Below are 19,200 nucleotides of genomic sequence, written 5' to 3' on the forward strand. Positions count from 1 at the left end.
TCAGGCGGGAGTTTTTGGAGCGGGCTTGCCGTGCTCGGGCGCTGGCCACAGGCCGCGCGGGCGCATCAGCATGATGACAATCATCGCCAGCGCCACCAGGGCCTGGCGCAGGATGGCAGCGTCGATCCGGCCATCGGTCATCTGCTGGATGTCACCAGCCACATAGCGCAGCACCTCAGGCAACGCGGCCAGCAGCAGCGCGCCAAGAATGACACCAGGCAAGTGGCCCATGCCACCCAGCACCACCATGGCGACGATCAGCACCGACTCCTGCAGGCTGAAGGACTCGGGGCTGACGAAGCCCTGGAAGCCCGCAAACATCGCACCGGCCACGCCGCCGAAGGTGGCGCCCATGCCGAAGGCCAGCAGCTTCAGATTGCGGGTGTTGATGCCCATGGCCTTGGCGGCAATCTCGTCTTCGCGGATGGCCATCCAGGCGCGGCCGATGCGCGAGTTCTCTAGCCGGTAGCAGATCAGGACTGACACCACCACCAGCGTGAGGAACAGGTAGTAGTGCAGTGTCACGCCCGGCAATTCCAGACCCAGGACCGTGACCTTTTGCGACAGCGGCACACCGAAGACGGCGATCGAGTCGATCTGACCCAGACCGCGCGGCCCGTTGGTGATGTTGACCGGGTGCTCCAGGTTGTTCATGAAGACGCGGATGATTTCGCCGAAGCCCAAGGTCACGATGGCCAGATAGTCACCCCGCAGCTTCAGCGTGGGTGCGCCCAGCAGCACCCCGGCCAGCGCCGCCAGGCCGGCACCGAGCGGGATGGTGACCCACAGTGGGGTATGCAGCCCATTGGGAAACATCTGGGCGATGGCTGGGAAGGTGTCCCAAAGGTGGGGACTGGCCAGCAGCGCGAACATGTAGGCGCCAACGGCGTAGAAGGCCACATAGCCCAGGTCCAGCAGGCCGGCGTAGCCCACCACGATGTTAAGGCCCAGGGCCAGCATCACGTACAGCAGGGCCGTGTCCATGATGCGCACCGGGCCGGAACCGAACTGCTGCGCGATCAACGGCAGGATCAGCAGGGCCAGCGCGCTGGCCAGGAAGATGGCGAGTTTCTTGGTCTGTTGCATGCGAACTCCCTCAGGCGCGGTCGGCCACGCGTTCACCCAGCAGGCCCGAGGGGCGCAGCGTGAGGACGAGGATCAGCGCCACGAAGGCAAAGATGTCGGCGTAGTGGCTGCCCAGCACGCCGCCGGTCAGCTCACCCAGATAGCCCGCGCCGATGGCTTCAATGAGGCCGAGCAGGATGCCGCCCACCATCGCACCGGCCAGGTTGCCGATGCCGCCCAGCACCGCGGCCGTGAAGGCCTTCAGACCCGGCATGAAGCCCATGGTGTGCTGCGCGGTGCCGTAGTTGGCGGCCCACATCAGGCCGGCCACGGCGGCCAGCGCGGCGCCGATGACGAAGGTGGCCGAGATCACGAAGTCGGGCTTGACGCCCATCAGCGAGGCGACCTTGGGGTTCTCGGCCGTGGCGCGCATGGCGCGGCCCAGCTTGGTCTTGTTCACCAGCCACATCAGCGCGGCCAGCAGCACCCCGGTGGTCACCAGGATCAGCACCTGGGTGACGGAAATAACCGGACCGCCGAGGTTGATGGGCTCGGTGGGCAGCAGCAGCGGGAAGGGTTTGGGATTGGGCTTCCAAATCACCATGGCGAGCGTCTGCAGCATCAGGCTCATGCCCATGGCGGTGATCAGCGGAGCCAGGCGCGGCGCGCTGCGCAGTGGCCGGTAGGCGATTTTCTCGATCGTGAAGTTGACGACGGAGCAGACCACGATGGCACAGCACAGCGCCACCAGCATGAGAGCCCAGCCCGGCAGGCCAGAGCCGGCGAGCGCACCGATGACGGTCCAGCTTGTCAGCGCGCCGATCATCAGGATTTCGCCGTGGGCGAAATTGATGAGGTTGATGATGCCGTAGACCATCGTGTAGCCCAGGGCCACCAGGGCATACATGCTCCCCAGGACCAGGCCGTTGATGATTTGCTGAATCAGGACTTCCAAGTCGTTCTCCTTGGCAGTGCGCCAGGGCACAGGTTGCGGCCGATTATGTGAAGGCCCTTCCCGCCTTCCTGCCTGGGATAACCCGCTGGACTTGGCGGCCAAAAAACAAGGGCACCCCGCAGGGCGCCCCGTCATTCCACGCTGCTGCGCTCAGGCCAGCAGCTGCTTGGTGTCGACGAAGGGCTTGCCCAGTTCACGCGCCACGGCTTCATAGGTGATCTGACCTTCGTGCACATTGAGGCCGGCCGCCAGATGGGGATCGGCGGCGCAGGCGGCGCGCCAGCCCTTGTTGGCCAGCGCCAGCGTGAAAGGCAGGGTGGCGTTGTTCAGCGCGAAGGCCGAAGTGCGCGGCACGGCTCCAGGCATGTTCGCCACGCAGTAGTGCACCACGCCATCCACCTCGTAGGTCGGCTCGGCATGCGTGGTCGCATGCGAGGTCTCGAAGCAGCCGCCCTGGTCGATGGCAACGTCAACGATGACCGAACCCGGCTTCATGCGCGACAACTGCTCACGACGGATCAGCTTCGGTGCGGCAGCACCCGGCACCAACACGGCACCGATGACGAGATCGGCCGACAACACGGCGGCCTCGGTGTTGTCCAGGTTCGCGTAGGCCGTGACGAGACGACCGCCGAACACCTCGTCGAGCTGACGCAGGCGCGGCAGCGAGCGGTCCAGCACCACCACCTCGGCGCCCAGGCCCATGGCCATGCGGGCCGCGTGCGTGCCCACCACGCCGCCACCGATCACCACCACCTTGGCCGGGGCCACGCCGGGCACGCCGCCCAGCAGCACGCCCCGGCCGCCATGGGCCTTCTGCAGCGCCACCGCACCCACCTGGATGGCCATGCGGCCCGCCACCTCGCTCATCGGCGCCAGCAGCGGCAAGCCGCCACGCGAATCGGTGATGGTCTCGTAGGCAATGGCCGTACAGCCGCTCTTCATCAGGCCTTCGGCCTGCACCGGATCCGGCGCCAGGTGCAGGTATGTGAACAGCAGCTGCCCCTTCTTCAGCATCGCCGTCTCGGAGGGCTGAGGCTCCTTGACCTTGACGATCATCTCGGCCTGCTCGAACACCGCCTTGGCGTCGGCCAGGATCTTGGCGCCCATTGCCTGGTATTCGGCGTCCGGGCAGCCGATGCCGTTGCCGGCCCCGGACTGGATGAACACCTCGTGGCCAGCCGCCACCAATTCGCGGACGCTGGGAGGCGTCAGACCGACGCGGTACTCGTGGTTCTTGATTTCGGTGGGGACGCCGATGCGCATGGAAATCTCCGAGGAGTGGATGCAAAGAGCTTCATCGTCGGCCGCCTGCGCCCGCAGAAGATCGCGTTCACAACCCTAGAAAACCCTAGGTTCACGCAACTTCATTCGAAAACTCACTGAAACTGCGCCGCATGGAAATCGAATTAGACCGAATAGACCGTGAACTCTTGCGTCTACTACAAGAGGACGGGCGGCTCAGCAATGCCCAACTGGCTGAGCAGGTTGCGCTCAGCCCTTCGGCCTGCCTGCGGCGCCTGCAGCGCCTGGAGCAGAGCGGCACCATCCACGGCTATCGCGCCCTGCTCAGCCCGGAAGCCATCGGGCGCTCGATGACGGTGTTCATCGAGGTCACGCTCTCCGGCCAGGGCAGCCCGGCGCTGGACGCCTTCGAGCGTGCCGTGGCCGCCTGCCCGGCGGTGCTGGAGTGTCATCTGATGAGCGGCGACTTCGACTACCTGCTGCGCGTGGCCGTGGCCGATATGGCGGACTACGAGCGCGTGCATCGCCACAGCATCAGCGCCCTGCCCCATGTGGCGCGCCTGCGCACGGCGTTTGCCATGCGCGCCGTCATCCCGCTGCGGGCTTATCCGCTATGAATCCGATCGATGCCTACGCCGCCGCCCTGCAAACAGGCGAGCTCGTGAATCCTTGGCCAGAGCTGAGCCTGAAGCAGGCCTATCAGGTCGCCGCGCGCCGGCACCAGTTGCGTCTGGCCCGCGGCGAGCGCGCCGTCGGCCGCAAGATCGGCCACACCAACCGTGCCAACTGGGCCAACCAGGGCATTGCGGGTCCGAGTTGGGGCTGGCTCTACGCGGCCAGCACGGCACCGCTGGGCGAGCGCCTGAGCGTGGCCGGCTGGAGAGAGCCCAAGATCGAGCTTGAGTGTGTGCTGCGCCTGCGGGACACCCCGCGCAGCGCGGCGGACCTACCCTACTGCGTCGATGCCATGGCCCTCGGGCTGGAAATCGTCGACCGGCCCTACCCCAGCTGGCAGATTTCGGTTGCCGATTCAGTGGCGGCCGGCGGCGTGCATGCGGGCCTGCGCGTTGGCCCCTGGCGGGCGCCGGACCCGGCCTTGCTGCGCGAGCTGCAGGCCGAATTGCAGGTCGGCACCCGTCAGAGCCGCGGCGGCAGCGCCCTCGTCTTCGGCAGCCCGTTGACGGCCCTGGCAGAGCTCATGGCCCTGCTGGCCGAACAGGGCGCACCCGCCCTGCTTGCCGGCGAGCTGATCACGACCGGTGCCCTCGCCCCCGCCCTGCCCTTGCAGGCCGGCGAGACCTTGATGGCCCGCATTGACGGCCTGGGCGAATGCCAGCTGTCACTCACCCAGGACTGATCTCAGCCCTCCCTCGCCTGGGCATTGGCCTCGCGCAGACGCCTGAGCTTCTCGGCGATCTTGGCCTCCAGGCCACGCTCGTTCGGCTCGTAGAAGCGCTCTGCCTCCAAGCCCTCGGGCAGGTAGCGTTGGCCGGCTGCGAAGGCATCCGGCTCGTCATGGGCATAGCGGTACTCGGCGCCGGCACCCAGCTGCTTCATCAGCTTCGTCGGGGCATTGCGCAAGTGCAGAGGCACGGGCCGCGCCCCATCGGCCTCGACGAGTGCGCGCGCCGCCTTCAGCGCCAGGTAGCCGGCATTGGACTTGGGGGCCACGGCCAGATAGAGCGCCGCCTCCGCCAGCGCCAGCTCGCCTTCGGGCGAACCCAGGCGCTCGAAGGTTTCGGCTGCAGCCACGCTGAGCTGCAAGGCCCGCGGGTCGGCCAAGCCCACGTCTTCCGCCGCGATGGCCAGCATGCGCCGGCTCAGCACCTTGCCGTCAGCGCCACCATCGAGCATGCGCACCAGCCAGTAGATGGCCGCATCGGGATCCGACCCGCGCACCGACTTGTGGAAGGCCGAGAGCTGGTCGTAGAAGCTGTCGCCGCCCTTGTCGAAGCGGCGTTGCCGGCTGCCCAGCACCTGCAGCACGAGCTCGGGCGTGATGGGTTCGCCCCCCTGGGCCACTGCCTCGACGGCGTTCAGCAGCCGCCGGGCGTCCCCATCAGCCCAGGCCAGCAGGGCATCGCCGCTCGGCCCGTCCAGCACCACCCCCATGGCCTGCGCGCCACGCACCAGCAGTTGGCGCTGCTCGTCCTCGCTCAAGCTCTGCAGCACATGCACCCGGGCGCGCGAAAGCAAGGCCGCATTGACTTCGAAGCTCGGGTTCTCAGTGGTGGCGCCGATGAACACGAACAGGCCCGACTCGACATGGGGCAGGAAGGCGTCCTGCTGGGCCTTGTTGAAGCGATGCACCTCGTCGACAAAGACCACCGCCTGACCCTGGATGCGAGCCTGTTCCACCGCCTCTCGGATGTCCTTGACGCCACCCAGCACTGCACTGATGGCGATGAAGGGCAAGCCGCTGGATTCGGCCAGCAGACGCGCCAGGGTGGTCTTGCCCACACCCGGCGGCCCCCACAGGATCATCGAGTGCAGCTGCTTGCGCTCCACGGCCACGCTCAGCACCTTGCCCGGCCCGAGCAGGTGCTGCTGGCCCACCACCTCGTCCACCCGCCGAGGCCGCAGGCGCTCGGCCAGCGGGGCCGGCGTACCGGCGGCAAACAGGTCGCCGGAAGCGCTCACTTGCCGTCGATCACGTCCATGCCCGGCGCCGGCGTGAAGCGCAGGCGCTCGGCATCCAGCTTGGCATTGGCCTCAAAGCCACTGAAGAGCAGACGCGAGCGCTGGCCCAGGCCATCGACGATCTCAAGTGCCGCGAGCTCACGGCCCTTCAAGCCGATGCGCAGGCTCTGGATGCCTTGATCCGCCTGCTTGGGCGTGGCCGCCACCCAGGCGATGTCGCCCTGCTCGCCGTCGTCCTTGAGCTGGAATGCGTCGCCCAGAGAGGCACCGGCCAGCAGAGCCACCGGGGTGCTGGAAAGCACCGCATCCAGCGGGCGGCTGCTGGCCTGGTTCAGGTCCGGATCGACCATCCAGACCTTCTTGCCGTCACCGATCAGCACCTGGTTCTGCGGGGCGGCGTAGTCAAAGCGAAAGCGGTTGGGGCGTTGGAACTCGAACTGGCCCTTGTTGTGCTTCTGCTTCTTGCCGTCGGGCGAGCTCACGGTCTGCACGAACTGCACCCGCGCGCTCTGGATCTCCTTCTGGAACCGTAGCAACTGCTCCAGGCCAGCGGCCTGGGCCGCAGCGGCGGCTAGCAGCCAAACACCGGCGATCAGCGTCTTGAACTTCATCATTCCTCGTTGCGGCGCGGCACGACGATGTCGCGATTGCCATTGGTGGCCATGGCCGAGACCAGGCCGGACTTCTCCATCTGCTCCAGCAGGCGGGCGGCGCGGTTGTAGCCAATGCGCAGATGCCGTTGCACCAGCGAGATCGAGGCCCGCTTGTGCTCCAGCACCACGGCCACGGCCTGGTCGTACATCGGGTCGCTCTCACCGTCGCTGTTGCCTCCGCCACCCGGCAGCACGTCGCCGCCCTCGCCCTCCAAGGTGCCGCCCTCCAGGATGCCCTCGATGTAGTTGGGCTCGCCACCCTGCTCCTTCAGGTACTCGACAACGCGGTGCACTTCCTCGTCGCTGACAAAGGCGCCATGCACACGCACCGGCAGGCCGGTGCCGCTGGCCATGTAGAGCATGTCGCCCATGCCCAGCAGGGCCTCGGCGCCCATTTGATCGAGGATGGTGCGCGAGTCGATCTTGGAACTGACCTGGAAGCTCAAACGTGTCGGGATATTGGCCTTGATCAGGCCGGTGATCACATCCACTGAGGGACGTTGCGTGGCCAGGATCAGGTGGATGCCCGCCGCCCGCGCCTTCTGCGCCAGGCGTGCAATCAGCTCTTCGATCTTCTTGCCCACCACCATCATCAGGTCCGCCAACTCGTCGATGACGACGACGATGTGCGGCAGGCGATCGAGCGGCTCCGGTGCCTCGGGCGTCAGGCTGAAAGGGTTGGGGATGCTCTGTTCCTTGGCCGTGGCCTCGGCGATTTTTTTGTTATAGCCCGCCAGGTTGCGCACGCCCAGCTTGCTCATCAGCTTGTAGCGGCGCTCCATCTCGCCCACACACCAGTTGAGCGCGTTGCCGGCCTGCTTCATGTCGGTGACGACCGGGCAGAGCAGGTGCGGAATGCCCTCGTAGACGCTCATTTCCAGCATCTTGGGGTCGATCATGATCAGGCGCACGTCGCGCGCCTCGGCCTTGTAGAGCAGGCTCAGGATCATGGCGTTGATGCCGACCGATTTGCCCGAGCCGGTGGTACCGGCCACCAGGCAGTGCGGCATCTTGGCCAGGTCGGCCACCACGGGCGCGCCCACGATGTCCTTGCCCAGCGCCATCGTCAGCATCGACGCGGCATCGTGATAGACCTGCGAGCCCAGGATCTCGCACAGGCGGATGGTCTGCCGGCGCGCATTGGGCAGCTCCAGCGCCATGCAGTTCTTGCCCGGGATGGTTTCGACGACGCGGATCGAGGTCAGGCTCAGGGAGCGCGCAAGGTCCTTGGCCAGGTTCACCACCTGCGAGCCCTTGACCCCGGTGGCCGGTTCGATCTCGTAACGCGTAATCACCGGGCCGGGGTAGGCGGCGATCACATGCACCTCGACGCCAAAATCGCGCAGCTTCTTCTCGATCAGGCGGCTGGTCATCTCCAGCGATTCCGGCGTCACCGTCTCCACGCGGGGCGGAGGTGCGTCCAGCAGATCGATCTGCGGCAATCGCGTGGTCGACAGTTCCTGGAACAAGGGCTGCTGACGCTCGGCTGCCACACGGGTGGACGGTGGCAACTCAACCACCTCGGGTTCGATGAACAGCGGCTCATGCACCAGCTCCTGCTCGCGCTGCTCCACCTTCGCAACCTGAACCTCGACCTCCCGCTCGACCTTGGCTTGCTCGCCCAAGCGGCGGTCTTCCTGCTGCTCGCGCACCGTGCGGCGGCGCTCCTGGAGGGCCTCCAGCTGACGACCAATTCGCTCCGCCAATTGAAGCCAAGAGAAATCCAGCGCCCAGGCCAGGCCCAGCAGCAGCAGCACGATGCCAGCCAGCCCGGAGCCCGCAAAGCCTAGCAACTGCATGGCCAAAGGCCCCATGGCATAGCCGAGCACGCCACCCGCATGACCGGGCAGGCGCGCCTCAAGGGCATAGAGCCGCGTCCACTCCAGCACGCAGCTGGACAGAATCAGCAGGCCGACGCCGAGCCAGACGCGCCACAGCGGACCTGGGTTCGGTTCCACTTGCGGGCGCTCGCGCCACAGGGCAGCCAAGCCGCCCAGCCAGTGCCGCGCCAACACCAGCACCAGCCACCAGGCCGAAAACCCGAAGGCGAAGAGCAGGCCATCGGACAACCAGGCCCCCAGCACCCCCAGCCGATTGGCCGGCAGGCTGCGTTCGGTGGCAATGGAGTAAGCGCTGTCCTGCGCGTCATGGCTCGCCAGGGCCAGCACCAACAGGGCCCAGAGCAGAGCAGTCAGAAGCAACCAGATGGGCGTGCGCATCCAGCGCTGGGTCGCACCCTGAGAAGTGGGTGCCGACGGAGGGAACCAAGTCATGGGCCGAATTCTGGCCCAGGGCCGAGCTACTCCTCGGCTTCCTCACTCTGGCCGGTATCGATCTGCTTGAGCACCACCGAGCCATCCTGCAGGGTCTCGATCTGGCCGCGCTCCTCGAGATCCTTCATCACCCGGCTGACCATTTCACGCGAGGCACCGACCACCTTCGCCATGTCCTGCCGCGACACCCGACCGCGGATGATCTTCAGGCCATCCTCGTCTTCCGCCATGTCCAACAAGGTGCGTGCCACGCGACCGTAGACATCGAGCAGCGCCAGAGACTCGATCTGGCGGTCGGCATTGCGCAACCGGGCCACCAGCGCACGCAAGATGCCGTAGGCCAGGCTGTTCGGGTCAGGCAGGCAGCGGGCGAATTCGGCGCGGCCCAGCACCAGCATGTCGGTGGGCTGCTCGCAGCGGACGGTGGCCGAGGCCGACTCGCCGTCGATCAGACTCATTTCGCCCACATGGTCGCCAGCCTCCAGCACCGCCATGATGACCTCGCGCCCGCGGCGGTCGGCCGTCAACACCCGGGCCCGGCCATTGAGCAAGATGTAGAGCGAGTTGCTATGGGTACCCTGCTCCACCACCACTTCGCCCCGCTTGAAGCGGCGCTTGCTGACGCTGTCCGCGATGGACTGCGCCTGCTCGGGCGTCAGCATCGAAAACAGGCGCACGCGCCGGATCAGATCGAGGTTGGACAGCATGGCCATGCGCAATCTCCTTGATGAAAGCCGGCTATGGACCCGGCTCCTAGAATGAACCCATTCTTCCCCAGCGCCCCGCGCGGCTTGCCCCGGTGCAACCCTGCCCAGAGTCCAGCCGAAGCCCCATCAGCATGCCCCATCACCGCCTCATCATTCTGGGCTCCGGCCCAGCCGGTTACACCGCCGCCATCTACGCCGCGCGCGCCAACCTGAATCCAGTGCTGATCACCGGCATGGCCCAGGGCGGTCAGCTGATGACGACCACCGAGGTGGACAACTGGCCGGCCGATGTGATGGGTGTCCAGGGCCCCGAGCTGATGCAGCGGTTTCAACAGCATGCCGAGCGCTTCAAGACCGAGATCGTGTTCGATCACATCAACACGGTCGACTTCAGCCAACGCCCCTTCACGCTGACCGGCGACAGCGGCAGCTACACATGCGATGCCTTGATCATTGCCACCGGCGCCTCGGCCAAGTACCTTGGCCTTCCGTCTGAGGAGGCCTTCTCGGGCCGCGGCGTCAGCGCCTGCGCCACTTGCGACGGTTTCTTCTACCGGGGCCAGGACGTGTGCGTCGTGGGCGGGGGGAACACGGCGGTTGAAGAAGCGCTCTACCTTTCGAACATCGCCAACACGGTCCATCTGATCCATCGTCGCGACAAATTCCGCGCCGAGCCGATCCTGGTAGACAAGCTAATGGAGAAAGTCAGCGCCGGCAAGATCGTGCTGCACACCTTCCAGACCCTGGACGAGGTGCTGGGCGACAGCAGCGGCGTGACGGGCGTGCGTCTGAAGTCCACGCAGACGGACGAAACGCAAGAGCTCAAGCTGCATGGCTGCTTCATCGCCATCGGCCATCAGCCCAACACCGGCATCTTTGCGGGTCAGATCGAGATGAAGGATGGCTACATCCGCACTCGCTCCGGCCTGGACGGCTTTGCAACCATGACCAGCGTGCCGGGCGTATTCGCCGCCGGTGACGTGCAGGACCATGTCTACCGCCAGGCCATCACGAGCGCCGGAACCGGCTGCATGGCGGCGCTTGACGCCCAGCGCTTCTTGGAGCAGAGCGCCTAAGTTTTGAGGTGCGGCGGAAAAGCTGCCACGTCGGCTATACTCGCCGGCTTTTCCGGAAGTAGCTTGTTGCTGACCTCGTCAGCACGTGGCTGCCCTGAAGGGACGGGTTACCGCCACCCGAGTACGAAGTACGCTTGGCGAGGTGAAGCCGCCACCTTGAGAGTCTGCTCTCCCGCGTGGTCGCTGTAGAAACGGAGTGTCCTCATGGCACGCGTCTGCGAAGTCACGGGCAAGAAGCCCATGGTCGGGAACAATGTTTCCCACGCCAACAACAAAACCAAGCGCCGGTTCCTGCCGAACCTGCACTACCGTCGTTTCTGGGTCGAGAGCGAAAACCGCTGGGTGCGCCTGCGCATCAGCAACGCTGGCCTGCGCCTGATCGACAAGAAGGGCATTGACGCCGTGTTGGCCGATCTGCGTGCCCACGGTCAAGCCTAATCACTGAAGGAGCGACACCATGGCTGCTAAAGGCGGACGCGAAAAAATCAAGCTGGAGTCCACTGCGGGCACCGGCCACTTCTACACCACGGCCAAGAACAAGAAGACCACGCCTGAAAAGCTGGAATTCATGAAGTTCGACCCGAAGGCTCGCAAGCACGTTCTCTACAAAGAGATCAAGCTGAAGTGAGCAAGCCAGGAGCCTGCCACTCCTGACAAGAAAAGCCCGCCATCGGCGGGCTTTTTTATTGCCGTCGCTCGTTCCTTCAGGGCTTCAGAAACTGCCTCGTGAACCAACGGTCCAGCATGGTCTTCTCGTGCGCCAGGGCCTCGCCGCGCCAGCGCAGTTCGGAGCCGTTGAGGTAGCTGAAATCACGCAGCTCGACATGCTCCTTGCGTAGCAGCTGACCACCCTCTTTCAGCTCCACATTGAAATCAATGAACGGCAGCGTGACCGAGCGCATCACACGAAGTCGCTGGGCATAGCCCCGCAACCACTCCAGCTCGCCAGCCAGGTTCACGTCACGGACCTCAATCACAAGCTCCTGATTCGGCCCAATGCGCTTGCCCCAGGATTGCAGGAATTGCGTCAATTCCTTCTGGTGTCGCTCGCGGTCCCAATTCGTCTCGCCGAAATCCGCAAACTTGCTGGTGTCGGCGTACTGCACCTGGACCGTTCCAGCCTGAGCACCGGCCGCCGCCCAAAGCGCAACCGCCATTGCAACTGTACGCATGATGGCCTCCAAATCGTTCCGCACCCGCCCCTTCAGGACATCGGCAAAACCAGTATAAGAAGCCGAGCCGGGCGACCCAAGCAAAACGGGCCCAGAGGGCCCGTCGTTTACAGGACTTTGCAGCAACTCAGGCTGCACTGGGCAGACGCGAGGCCCGCAGGCGCATGGACAGGGCCTTCAGTTCTTCGATGCCGCTGGCTTCCGCACGCGCGCACCAGGCTTGCAGATCCTTGACCAGCTGCTCGGCGGACACATTGGTGCGCGTCCACAGCTGGCGCAGTTCTTCGCGCATGGTCAGCCATTGGTCCAGAACCGGATTCGCCGCACGAACCGCGGCCAGCTTGGCGCCCAGTTCAGCCGGAATGCGATCGGCATCACGCGGCAGCCAGCGCTTGGCCAGCTTCAGCTCGCTCCAGCGCGCACTGTGGCGAGCGCCCTCGGCCTTCAGGCGATCCAGCTCCTGTCGGCAGGCCGCCTTCATGGCACGACCAAAGCGGGCCATCACTTCGTAGCGATTGGCGATCACGGCCTCGAGGGTCTGGCGGTCGGCCGGATGAATCGCGCCTTCCACCAGTTGCGGCGGCACCTTGCGCGGCTGCGCCAGACCAAAGAATTGCAGCAGGCGGATGTAACCCCAGCCAATGTCAAACTCGTACTTCTTGACGGAAAACTTGGCCGAAGTCGGGAAGGTGTGGTGGTTGTTGTGCAGCTCTTCGCCACCCACGATGAAGCCGATTGGCGACACGTTGGTCGACGCGTCCGGCGCCTCGAAATTGCGATAGCCCCAGTAGTGGCCGATGCCGTTGATGACGCCGGTAGCCCAAAGCGGAATCCACAGCATCTGAATGGCCCAGATGGTGGCGCCCCAGCCGCCGAACATCAGCACGTTGAAGATCAGCAGCGCAGCGACGCCATGGATACCCAGGCGCTGGTACACCTGGCGCTCCATCCAGTCATCCGGCGTGCCATGGCCATACTTGCTCAGCGTTTCAGCGTTCTTGGCTTCAGCGCGATAGAGCTCCACCCCAGTCAGGAGCAAGGCCTTGAGGCCGCGGGTCTGCGGACTGTGCGGGTCTTCCTCCGTCTCGCACTTGGCGTGGTGTTTGCGGTGAATCGCCACCCATTCCTTGGTGACCATGCCGGTGTTGAGCCAGAGCCAGAAACGGAAGAAGTGCGCCACCGCCGGGTGCATGTCGACGGACCGGTGCGCTTGCGAGCGATGCAGGTACAGCGTGACGCTGACGATGGTGATGTGCGTGGTGACCAGCACGTAGGCCAGGATGGTCCAGAAACTGGCATCCGCGAGGCCTTGGCCGGCCCAGGTCGCAAAGGCGTCAAAAGCCGCCGTCCATGCATTCATGTCGATCACACCGCCCGGGGGCAGCGCCAAATCAAGGAAGCCGCGATTTTAGGGGGCAGGCTCCAGTTCGCTGCACCGCAGCATTGACCCCCGTCAAACCTGTTCGTGCGCAAGTCACGTCCGCTGCCAGGCCGCGGCAAAGAAGCCATCGCAGTGATGACGGTGCGGCCACAGGCGCAACTGTCCGTTGTGCACCAGTTCGGTCGCCCGCGGCACCTGGCCCGCGAGCAATTCGGCGGCATCCAGTTTGGCGAATCCCGGGTTCTGCGCCTCGAACGCTGCCGCCACGCCCTCGTTCTCGGCTTCCAGCAGGCTGCAGGTGGCATACACCAAGCGCCCGCCAGGCTTGAGCAGGCGCGCGGCCGACTGCAGGATGGCCAATTGGCGCGGCACCAACTCGGCCACGGCCTGAGGTGACTGACGCCACTTCATGTCAGGATTGCGACGCAGGGTGCCCAGGCCCGAGCAGGGCGCATCCACCAGGACCCGATCCAGCTTGCCGCTCAGGCGCTTGATGCGTTCATCGCGTTCATGGGCGATCTGGATCGGGTAGACGTTGGAGAGCCCGCTGCGTGCCAGACGGGGGCGCAGGTTGTCGAGCCGGTGCCCGGAGATGTCGAAGGCATAGAGCCGGCCGGTATTGCGCATGGCGGCGCCCAGGGCCAGGGTCTTGCCGCCGGCGCCGGCGCAGAAATCGGCCACCATCTCGCCGCGCTTGGCGTCCAGCAAGAGGGCCAGCAATTGACTGCCTTCGTCCTGGACCTCGATGCTGCCGTCCTTGAACAGCGGCCATTGGTTCAGGCTCGGTTTGCCTTGCAGCCGGATGCCCCAGGGCGAATAGGGCGTGGGTTGGACGCCAAATTCCTGCAACTCAGCGAGCACGGCATCGCGCTTGGCCTTCAGGGTGTTGACGCGCAGGTCCAGCGGCGCACCTTCCAGCAGGCTGGTGGCCAGACGCTCGAATTCCTCTGGCGGCAACTGTTTGTGCAGCGCGTCAGCAATCCAGTCAGGCAGGTTGTGGCGCAGCTTGGGAGCCAGGCTGTCCAGGTCGATCTGCCGGCGCGCAGCCAACCAATCACGCTCGTGCACTTCGGTGCCAGCTTCCAGCACGCGGGGCTCGCCGGCCCAGGCCAGCAGCACCAGGCGGCGCTCCATCGGGCCGCTGCCGGATTGCGCCAGGTGCTGCCAGAGCAGGCGGCGCCGCAGCAGGGCGTAGGTGGTTTCGGCCAGCGCATGGCGCTCGCGCGAACCCAGCTCGCGGTGGTCGCGAAAGAAGGCGGAGACCAGGACATCGGCCGGCTGGTCGAGCTTGAGCACGCGCTGCACGAGCTGCGCGGCCAATTGAAGCAGGGGTTTGGGATGCATCAGCTAAACAGTTGCGACTCACCCATCCGATGGCGCACACGGTTGCCATCGAACTCCAGTTCGTCATTCAGAAACCAGCGCAGTGCGCGCGGGTACATCTGGTGCTCCAGGGCCAGCACCCGGGCGGACAGCCGATCGGCGTCGTCCCCGGGCAGCACCGGCACCAGGGCTTGCGCCAGGATCGGACCATGGTCCAGCTCCGCCGTCACCCCGTGCACCGTGGCACCGGCCAACTGGCAGCCCGCCTCCAGCGCCCGCTGGTGGGTGTGCAGACCTGGAAAGGACGGCAGCAGCGAGGGATGAATGTTCAGCATCCGGCCGGCATAGTGCGCCGTGAAGCTGGGCGTGAGGATGCGCATGAAACCGGCCAGCACCACGACGGCTGGGTCGTGCGCATCGATCGCCTGCATCAGCTCGGCGTCAAAGGCCTCGCGGGTCTCGAACGCCTTGTGATCCACCACCGCCGTGGCAATGCCTTGGGCCTGCGCGAACTTCAGGCCCGCGGCATCGGGCCGGTTGCTGATGACCGCGGCAATGCGCGCGCTCCAACGCTCGCGCTGCGCGGTGTGGACGATGGCTTCCATGTTGGAGCCCCGTCCGGAGATCAGGATGACCACATTCTTCATGGGGCGGCAGTGTAGGTGGCGCCCCTGGGTTGCTCCCTAGAATCGCCTCCCCTCACGCGCCCTCTTCCATGTCTTCTGCTGCCCGCGTCGTCTCCGGCATGCGCCCTACCGGCGCCTTGCATCTTGGCCATTACCACGGCGTGCTGAAGACCTGGCTGGCCTTGCAGCAGGACCATGACTGCCTGTTTTTTGTCGCCGACTGGCATGCGCTGACCGATGGCAGCGGCGCGGTGCGCGAAGAGGCGGTATACGACATGGTCGTGGACTGGCTGGCCGCCGGCATCGACCCGCAGCGCGCCACGCTCTTCATCCAGAGCCGCATGGCCGAGCATGCCGAGCTGTTCACCTTGCTGGCGATGGTGACGCCGCTGTCGTGGTTGGAGCGGGTGCCGGGTTTCCGCGAGATCGCCGACCAGCACCCCAGCTTTGGCCGCCTGGGCTACCCGCTGCTGCAGGCGGCTGACATCCTGGCCTACAAGGCCGAGCTGGTCCCCGTGGGGCAGGATCAGGCCGCCCATCTGGAACTCTGCCGCGAGCTGGCACGGCGCTTCAACCATCTGGCCGGGCGCACGGTCTTTCCCGAACCGCAGGCGGTGCTCAGTGACGCCCCGCGCCTGCCCGGGCTGGACGGTCGCAAGATGAGCAAGGGCTTCGCGAACACCATCGGCATGCGCGAAGACGCCGAAAGCACCCGCACCAAGCTGCTGCGCATGCCCACCGATCCCCAGCGAGTGCACCGCCACGACTGCGGCGAGCCCACGCGCTGCCCGGTATGGCCCCTGCACCAGGCTGTCAGCCCGCAAGCGCAGCAAGAACAGCTGGCGGCCGACTGCCGCGCAGCCCGAACCGGCTGCGTGGACTGCAAACACGCCCTGCTGGACCATCTGCTGCCGCAACAAGCCACTTGGCGCGAGCGCGCCGAGCAGCATCTGGCCGAGCCCAAGCAGGTGCACTGGCTGGTGGAAGTGGGCACGGAGCGGGCCCGCGCCCTGGCCCGCAAGACCCTGCGTGAGGTGCGCGACTGTCTGGGGCTGGCCACACCGTGAATGCGCGTTTGCACATCACTGATCTGGAAGCCGCCATCAACTGGTGGCGCGAGCGCCAGCCCTCGCCCGATGGCATCTCGGCCTGCGCCGAGGTGCGCGCCCTGGCCGAGGTCTATGCGCTGATGGTCTATTTCCACGACCTGGAGTGGGATCCCGAACGCCTCTCGGCACGCGCCCGGGAGGCCTTCATGACGTGGTACGCCAGCACGCCGGACTCACCCTGCATCGCCATCTGCTCCACTGCCCAGGGCGACCCCATCTGCAAGGGTTGCGGCCGCAGCTTTGCCGAGGTGCGGGATTGGCCCCAGCTGAATCCGCTCGAGAAACGCGTGGTGTGGCGCCGCATCCAGCATGAAGGCACGGCCTGGCGATTCAACCGCTATGCCGAGCGGGCCCAGGAGCCCTCGGCTTGAGCGGCTTTCTGCACAGCGGCCGCCAGCTCGCGCCCCTGGCCTGGCCGGTCTTCGTCGGTCAGCTCGCGGTGCTGGCCTTCAACACCGTGGACACCCTGATGCTCGGGCGCCTGGGCAGCCAGGCCCTGGCGGCGCTGGCGGTCGGCTCGGCGGCCTACGTCACCATCTTCGTGGGTCTGATGGGCGTGGTTTTGGCGGTGGGGCCGCTAGCCGGCCGGCAGTTCGGCGCGCAGAACCTGCCGGCCGCCGGCGCGCAGTACCTGCAGGCGCAGTGGCTGGCCTTGCTCCTGGCCATGCCCGGCATGGCCTTGCTGGCCTGGCCCGAGCCCTTCATCCGTCTGGCGGCGCTAGAGCCGGCGGTCGCTGACGCCGTACGTGCTTACCTGCGACCGATGGCCATTGCCCTGGTGCCGGCCCTGCTGTTCACCGCCTACCGTGGCTTCAACACCGCGGTGTCGCGGCCCAAGGCAGTGATGGTGCTGCAGCTGGGCGGGCTGCTGCTCAAGGTGCCCTTGACGGCCTTGCTGGTGTTTGGCGCAGGGCCGGTGCCGAGCCTCGGGCCGGCCGGCTGCGGCTGGGCCACCGCCACGGTGATGCTGCTGCAATGGCTGGTGGCACGCGAAATCCTGAAGCGTGACACCTTCTACGCGCCCTTCCGCCTGAGCCGCTGGCGCGACAGCCGCCCCCATGCGGCCGCCCTGAAGAACCTGCTGCGCCTGGGCGTGCCGATGGGCGGCTCGATCCTGGTGGAGGTGACGGGCTTCACCTTCATGGCCTTCTTCATCGCCCGCCTAGGTGCGACGGCTGTGGCTGGCCACCAGATCGCGGTCAACCTCGTCAGCATGATGTTCATGCTGCCTATGGCGCTGGCCAGCGCGGCCACGACGCTGGTGGCGCAGGCGCTCGGCGCACAGCAGATGCGCGACGCGCAGCGCCTGGGGCGGCATGCGTTGATCTGGGGCCTGCTGATCGCTGCGTTGATGGGCGGCGCACTGGCGCTGCTGCGCGAGCCCGTGGTGAATCTGTACACCAGCGACGCCACGGCCGCGGCCGCGGCCATCCCCCTGTTGGTGTGGGTGTGGTTCTTTCACATGGGCGATGCGGTGCAGACCGTGGCCGCCGGGGTGCTGCGCGCCCACCATGTGGCCACCCTGCCGATGGTGTTCTATGTGATCGCGCTGTGGGGCGTGGGCATTGGCGGGGGCTACCACCTGGCGTTTGGTGGTGCCGGGGCGCTGGGCTTCTGGTGGAGCGCGACCTTCGGGCTGCTGCTCGCGGGGGCGCTGCTCGCGGCCCTGCAGCTGTGGGTCGAGCGCGGCCTGCTCAGGCCGCAGGCAGGCTGAGCACGAAGACAGAGCCGCCGCCCGGGCGCGGCTCACAGCGCACGCTGCCCTGGTGCGCCAGGGCGATCTGGCGCACCAGGGCCAGGCCCAGCCCCACGCCACCGGCCACTTCGGCATGCCCCGGCAGGCGGAAGAAGGGCTCGAAGATGCGCTCGGCCAGCTCGGGCGGGACGCCCGGGCCGCGGTCGCGCACTCGCACATCCAGCCAGGCGCCGCGGCGGCAGAGCTCCAGATCCTGCTCGCTCCCGCCATAGCGCTTGGCGTTCTCCAGCAGATTGCGCAGGGCGCGCCGCAGCAGGCGCTCTTCACCCTGCACCGCCGCCTCGAGCAGGTCGCTTTCCAGCGCCAGGCCGGCCTGCGCGCATTCCTCGGCCGCCAGGCCCAGCAGATCCACCCGCTGGCGCTGCGGGGCACTGGCTTCGAGCCGGGCCGACATGAGCAGCTCCTCGATCAGGCCATCCAGCTCGGCCAGATTGCGCGCCACCTCCTGGTCCAGGCGCGGGTTCGGGCCGGTCTCGTCGCGCAGCGCCAATGCCATCTTGAGCCGCGCCAGCGGCGATCGCAGTTCGTGGCTGGCGTTTGCCACCAGGCTCTGGTGCGCGCGTACCAGGGCACTGACCCGCTCGGCGCTCTGATTGAAGCTTTGCGCCAGCGCGGCCACTTCGTCCTTGCCGTCCACTGCCACGCGGTGCTGCAACTCGCCCGCGCCGAAACGCTCGACGCCGCGCTTCAGGGTTTCCAGCCGCCGCGTCAGCCGGCGCACCACGGGGTAGGCCCCCAGGGCCACACCGATGAAGAGCAGCACGAACAGCAGGCCCAGCACATGCGCACGCTCCAGGAAGGGGCCGAGGACGGGCGGCAGGCCCGCACGCGGGCGCCAGGGGCGCAGCACCAGCAGCCGCCGGCCGTCGCTCAGGGTCAGCACCTTGGGGGGATTGCCTTCGCCGAGCTCCTGGCGGCGCTCGAAGCGTGGCGTGGACGCCAGGCGCTCCCCGGTGGCGCTTTCGAGTGCCAGCGGCATGCGCAGCTGCAGGGACCAGCGGCGCAGTGCATGGGTCTGCTCGAAGGCGGGCGCATCCGCCGGTGGCAGGGCGCGCTCGAGCAGATCGGCCATCGCCTGGAGGCGCTCGTCCTGGGCCTGCTCGGCTTGCTCACGTTCGCGCTCGATCTGCCGATGCGCCAGCCAGCCGCCAATCAGCGCGAAGGCCAGCAGCACGGCCACGACCGTGAGGTAGATGCGCAGGTAGAGGGATTTCAAGGG

General features: G+C 66.6%; 20 protein-coding genes. 8 read left to right on the top strand and 12 right to left on the bottom strand.

Annotated features, from left to right (window positions below; genetic code table 11):
• The 3 genes from ACE3QP_RS02450 to ald form a co-directional block, all read right to left on the bottom strand.
• Complete coding sequence (locus ACE3QP_RS02450; RefSeq protein ID WP_374433303.1) at nt 1–1,086, bottom strand: branched-chain amino acid ABC transporter permease; 1,086 nt, start codon at nt 1,084–1,086, stop codon at nt 1–3.
• A gap of 10 nt (nt 1,087–1,096) precedes the next feature.
• A complete protein-coding gene (locus tag ACE3QP_RS02455; RefSeq protein ID WP_374433305.1) occupies nt 1,097–2,020 on the bottom strand; it encodes a branched-chain amino acid ABC transporter permease in 924 nt (307 codons plus the stop codon).
• A gap of 150 nt (nt 2,021–2,170) precedes the next feature.
• Nucleotides 2,171–3,286, bottom strand: a complete 1,116-nt coding sequence (ald, locus tag ACE3QP_RS02460; RefSeq protein ID WP_374433307.1) for an alanine dehydrogenase — start codon at nt 3,284–3,286, stop codon at nt 2,171–2,173.
• Between the two features lie 131 nt (nt 3,287–3,417).
• Here ald and ACE3QP_RS02465 point away from each other — a divergent pair, with 131 nt between their 5' ends.
• Together ACE3QP_RS02465 and ACE3QP_RS02470 are read left to right on the top strand one after the other, a co-directional pair.
• A complete protein-coding gene (locus ACE3QP_RS02465) occupies nt 3,418–3,882 on the top strand; it encodes an Lrp/AsnC family transcriptional regulator (RefSeq protein WP_198109364.1) in 465 nt (154 codons plus the stop codon).
• A complete protein-coding gene (locus tag ACE3QP_RS02470) occupies nt 3,879–4,622 on the top strand; it encodes a 2-keto-4-pentenoate hydratase (RefSeq protein ID WP_374433309.1) in 744 nt (247 codons plus the stop codon). Before ACE3QP_RS02465 ends, ACE3QP_RS02470 begins: the two co-directional genes overlap by 4 nt.
• Before the next feature lie 2 nt (nt 4,623–4,624).
• Here the strand turns inward: ACE3QP_RS02470 and ACE3QP_RS02475 are convergent, their stop codons facing one another.
• The 4 genes from ACE3QP_RS02475 to ACE3QP_RS02490 all read right to left on the bottom strand — a co-directional run bounded on the left by ACE3QP_RS02475 (nt 4,625) and on the right by ACE3QP_RS02490 (nt 9,544).
• Complete coding sequence (locus ACE3QP_RS02475) at nt 4,625–5,905, bottom strand: replication-associated recombination protein A (RefSeq protein WP_374433310.1); 1,281 nt, start codon at nt 5,903–5,905, stop codon at nt 4,625–4,627.
• Entirely contained in the window at nt 5,902–6,516 is a 615-nt protein-coding gene (lolA, locus tag ACE3QP_RS02480; RefSeq protein ID WP_374433312.1) for an outer membrane lipoprotein chaperone LolA, read from the bottom strand. Before lolA ends, ACE3QP_RS02475 begins: the two co-directional genes overlap by 4 nt.
• The gene (locus ACE3QP_RS02485; protein ID WP_374433314.1) at nt 6,516–8,777 is read right to left on the bottom strand and encodes a DNA translocase FtsK; all 2,262 of its coding nucleotides are present in this window, start codon (nt 8,775–8,777) and stop codon (nt 6,516–6,518) included. The genes lolA and ACE3QP_RS02485 overlap by 1 nt, the downstream gene beginning before the upstream one ends.
• Nucleotides 8,778–8,857: 80 nt before the next feature.
• Nucleotides 8,858–9,544, bottom strand: coding sequence for a Crp/Fnr family transcriptional regulator (locus ACE3QP_RS02490; RefSeq protein WP_374433316.1), 687 nt, complete (start codon nt 9,542–9,544; stop codon nt 8,858–8,860).
• A gap of 125 nt (nt 9,545–9,669) precedes the next feature.
• Here ACE3QP_RS02490 and trxB point away from each other — a divergent pair, with 125 nt between their 5' ends.
• From trxB to rpmG, 3 genes are all read left to right on the top strand, one after another.
• The gene (gene trxB / locus ACE3QP_RS02495; protein WP_374433318.1) at nt 9,670–10,614 is read left to right on the top strand and encodes a thioredoxin-disulfide reductase; all 945 of its coding nucleotides are present in this window, start codon (nt 9,670–9,672) and stop codon (nt 10,612–10,614) included.
• 204 nt (nt 10,615–10,818) lie between these two features.
• Entirely contained in the window at nt 10,819–11,052 is a 234-nt protein-coding gene (gene rpmB / locus ACE3QP_RS02500) for a 50S ribosomal protein L28 (protein WP_198109371.1), read from the top strand.
• Nucleotides 11,053–11,071: 19 nt separating this feature from the next.
• On the top strand, nt 11,072–11,242 hold the full coding sequence (rpmG, locus tag ACE3QP_RS02505) for a 50S ribosomal protein L33 (protein WP_374256390.1): 171 nt from the start codon (nt 11,072–11,074) through the stop codon (nt 11,240–11,242).
• A 76-nt stretch (nt 11,243–11,318) separates the two neighbouring features.
• On the opposite strand, the gene ACE3QP_RS02510 is transcribed toward rpmG, so the two are convergent.
• The 4 genes from ACE3QP_RS02510 to purN form a co-directional block, all read right to left on the bottom strand.
• Nucleotides 11,319–11,786: a DUF3016 domain-containing protein gene (locus ACE3QP_RS02510; RefSeq protein WP_374433320.1), complete on the bottom strand. Its 468-nt coding sequence runs from the start codon at nt 11,784–11,786 to the stop codon at nt 11,319–11,321.
• Between the two features lie 127 nt (nt 11,787–11,913).
• Nucleotides 11,914–13,146, bottom strand: a complete 1,233-nt coding sequence (locus ACE3QP_RS02515) for a fatty acid desaturase (protein WP_374433321.1) — start codon at nt 13,144–13,146, stop codon at nt 11,914–11,916.
• A gap of 114 nt (nt 13,147–13,260) precedes the next feature.
• The gene (locus tag ACE3QP_RS02520) at nt 13,261–14,511 is read right to left on the bottom strand and encodes an RsmB/NOP family class I SAM-dependent RNA methyltransferase (RefSeq protein ID WP_374433323.1); all 1,251 of its coding nucleotides are present in this window, start codon (nt 14,509–14,511) and stop codon (nt 13,261–13,263) included.
• A complete protein-coding gene (gene purN / locus ACE3QP_RS02525) occupies nt 14,511–15,137 on the bottom strand; it encodes a phosphoribosylglycinamide formyltransferase (RefSeq protein WP_374433325.1) in 627 nt (208 codons plus the stop codon). Before purN ends, ACE3QP_RS02520 begins: the two co-directional genes overlap by 1 nt.
• A gap of 68 nt (nt 15,138–15,205) precedes the next feature.
• Here purN and trpS point away from each other — a divergent pair, with 68 nt between their 5' ends.
• From trpS to ACE3QP_RS02540, 3 genes are read left to right on the top strand one after another with little or no spacing between them, the layout of a single operon-like run.
• A complete protein-coding gene (gene trpS / locus ACE3QP_RS02530) occupies nt 15,206–16,183 on the top strand; it encodes a tryptophan--tRNA ligase (RefSeq protein WP_374433327.1) in 978 nt (325 codons plus the stop codon).
• Nucleotides 16,180–16,596: a DUF3717 domain-containing protein gene (locus ACE3QP_RS02535; protein ID WP_374433329.1), complete on the top strand. Its 417-nt coding sequence runs from the start codon at nt 16,180–16,182 to the stop codon at nt 16,594–16,596. The genes trpS and ACE3QP_RS02535 overlap by 4 nt, the downstream gene beginning before the upstream one ends.
• Nucleotides 16,593–17,939, top strand: a complete 1,347-nt coding sequence (locus tag ACE3QP_RS02540; RefSeq protein WP_374433331.1) for an MATE family efflux transporter — start codon at nt 16,593–16,595, stop codon at nt 17,937–17,939. The genes ACE3QP_RS02535 and ACE3QP_RS02540 overlap by 4 nt, the downstream gene beginning before the upstream one ends.
• On the opposite strand, the gene ACE3QP_RS02545 is transcribed toward ACE3QP_RS02540, so the two are convergent.
• Nucleotides 17,920–19,197, bottom strand: coding sequence for an ATP-binding protein (locus ACE3QP_RS02545; RefSeq protein WP_374433332.1), 1,278 nt, complete (start codon nt 19,195–19,197; stop codon nt 17,920–17,922). The two genes, ACE3QP_RS02540 and ACE3QP_RS02545, sit on opposite strands and share 20 nt — an antisense overlap.
• Nucleotides 19,198–19,200 lie beyond the last annotated feature (3 nt).

Source organism: Inhella sp., from assembly GCF_041912635.1.
Taxonomy (GTDB): Bacteria; Pseudomonadota; Gammaproteobacteria; order Burkholderiales; family Burkholderiaceae_C; genus Inhella.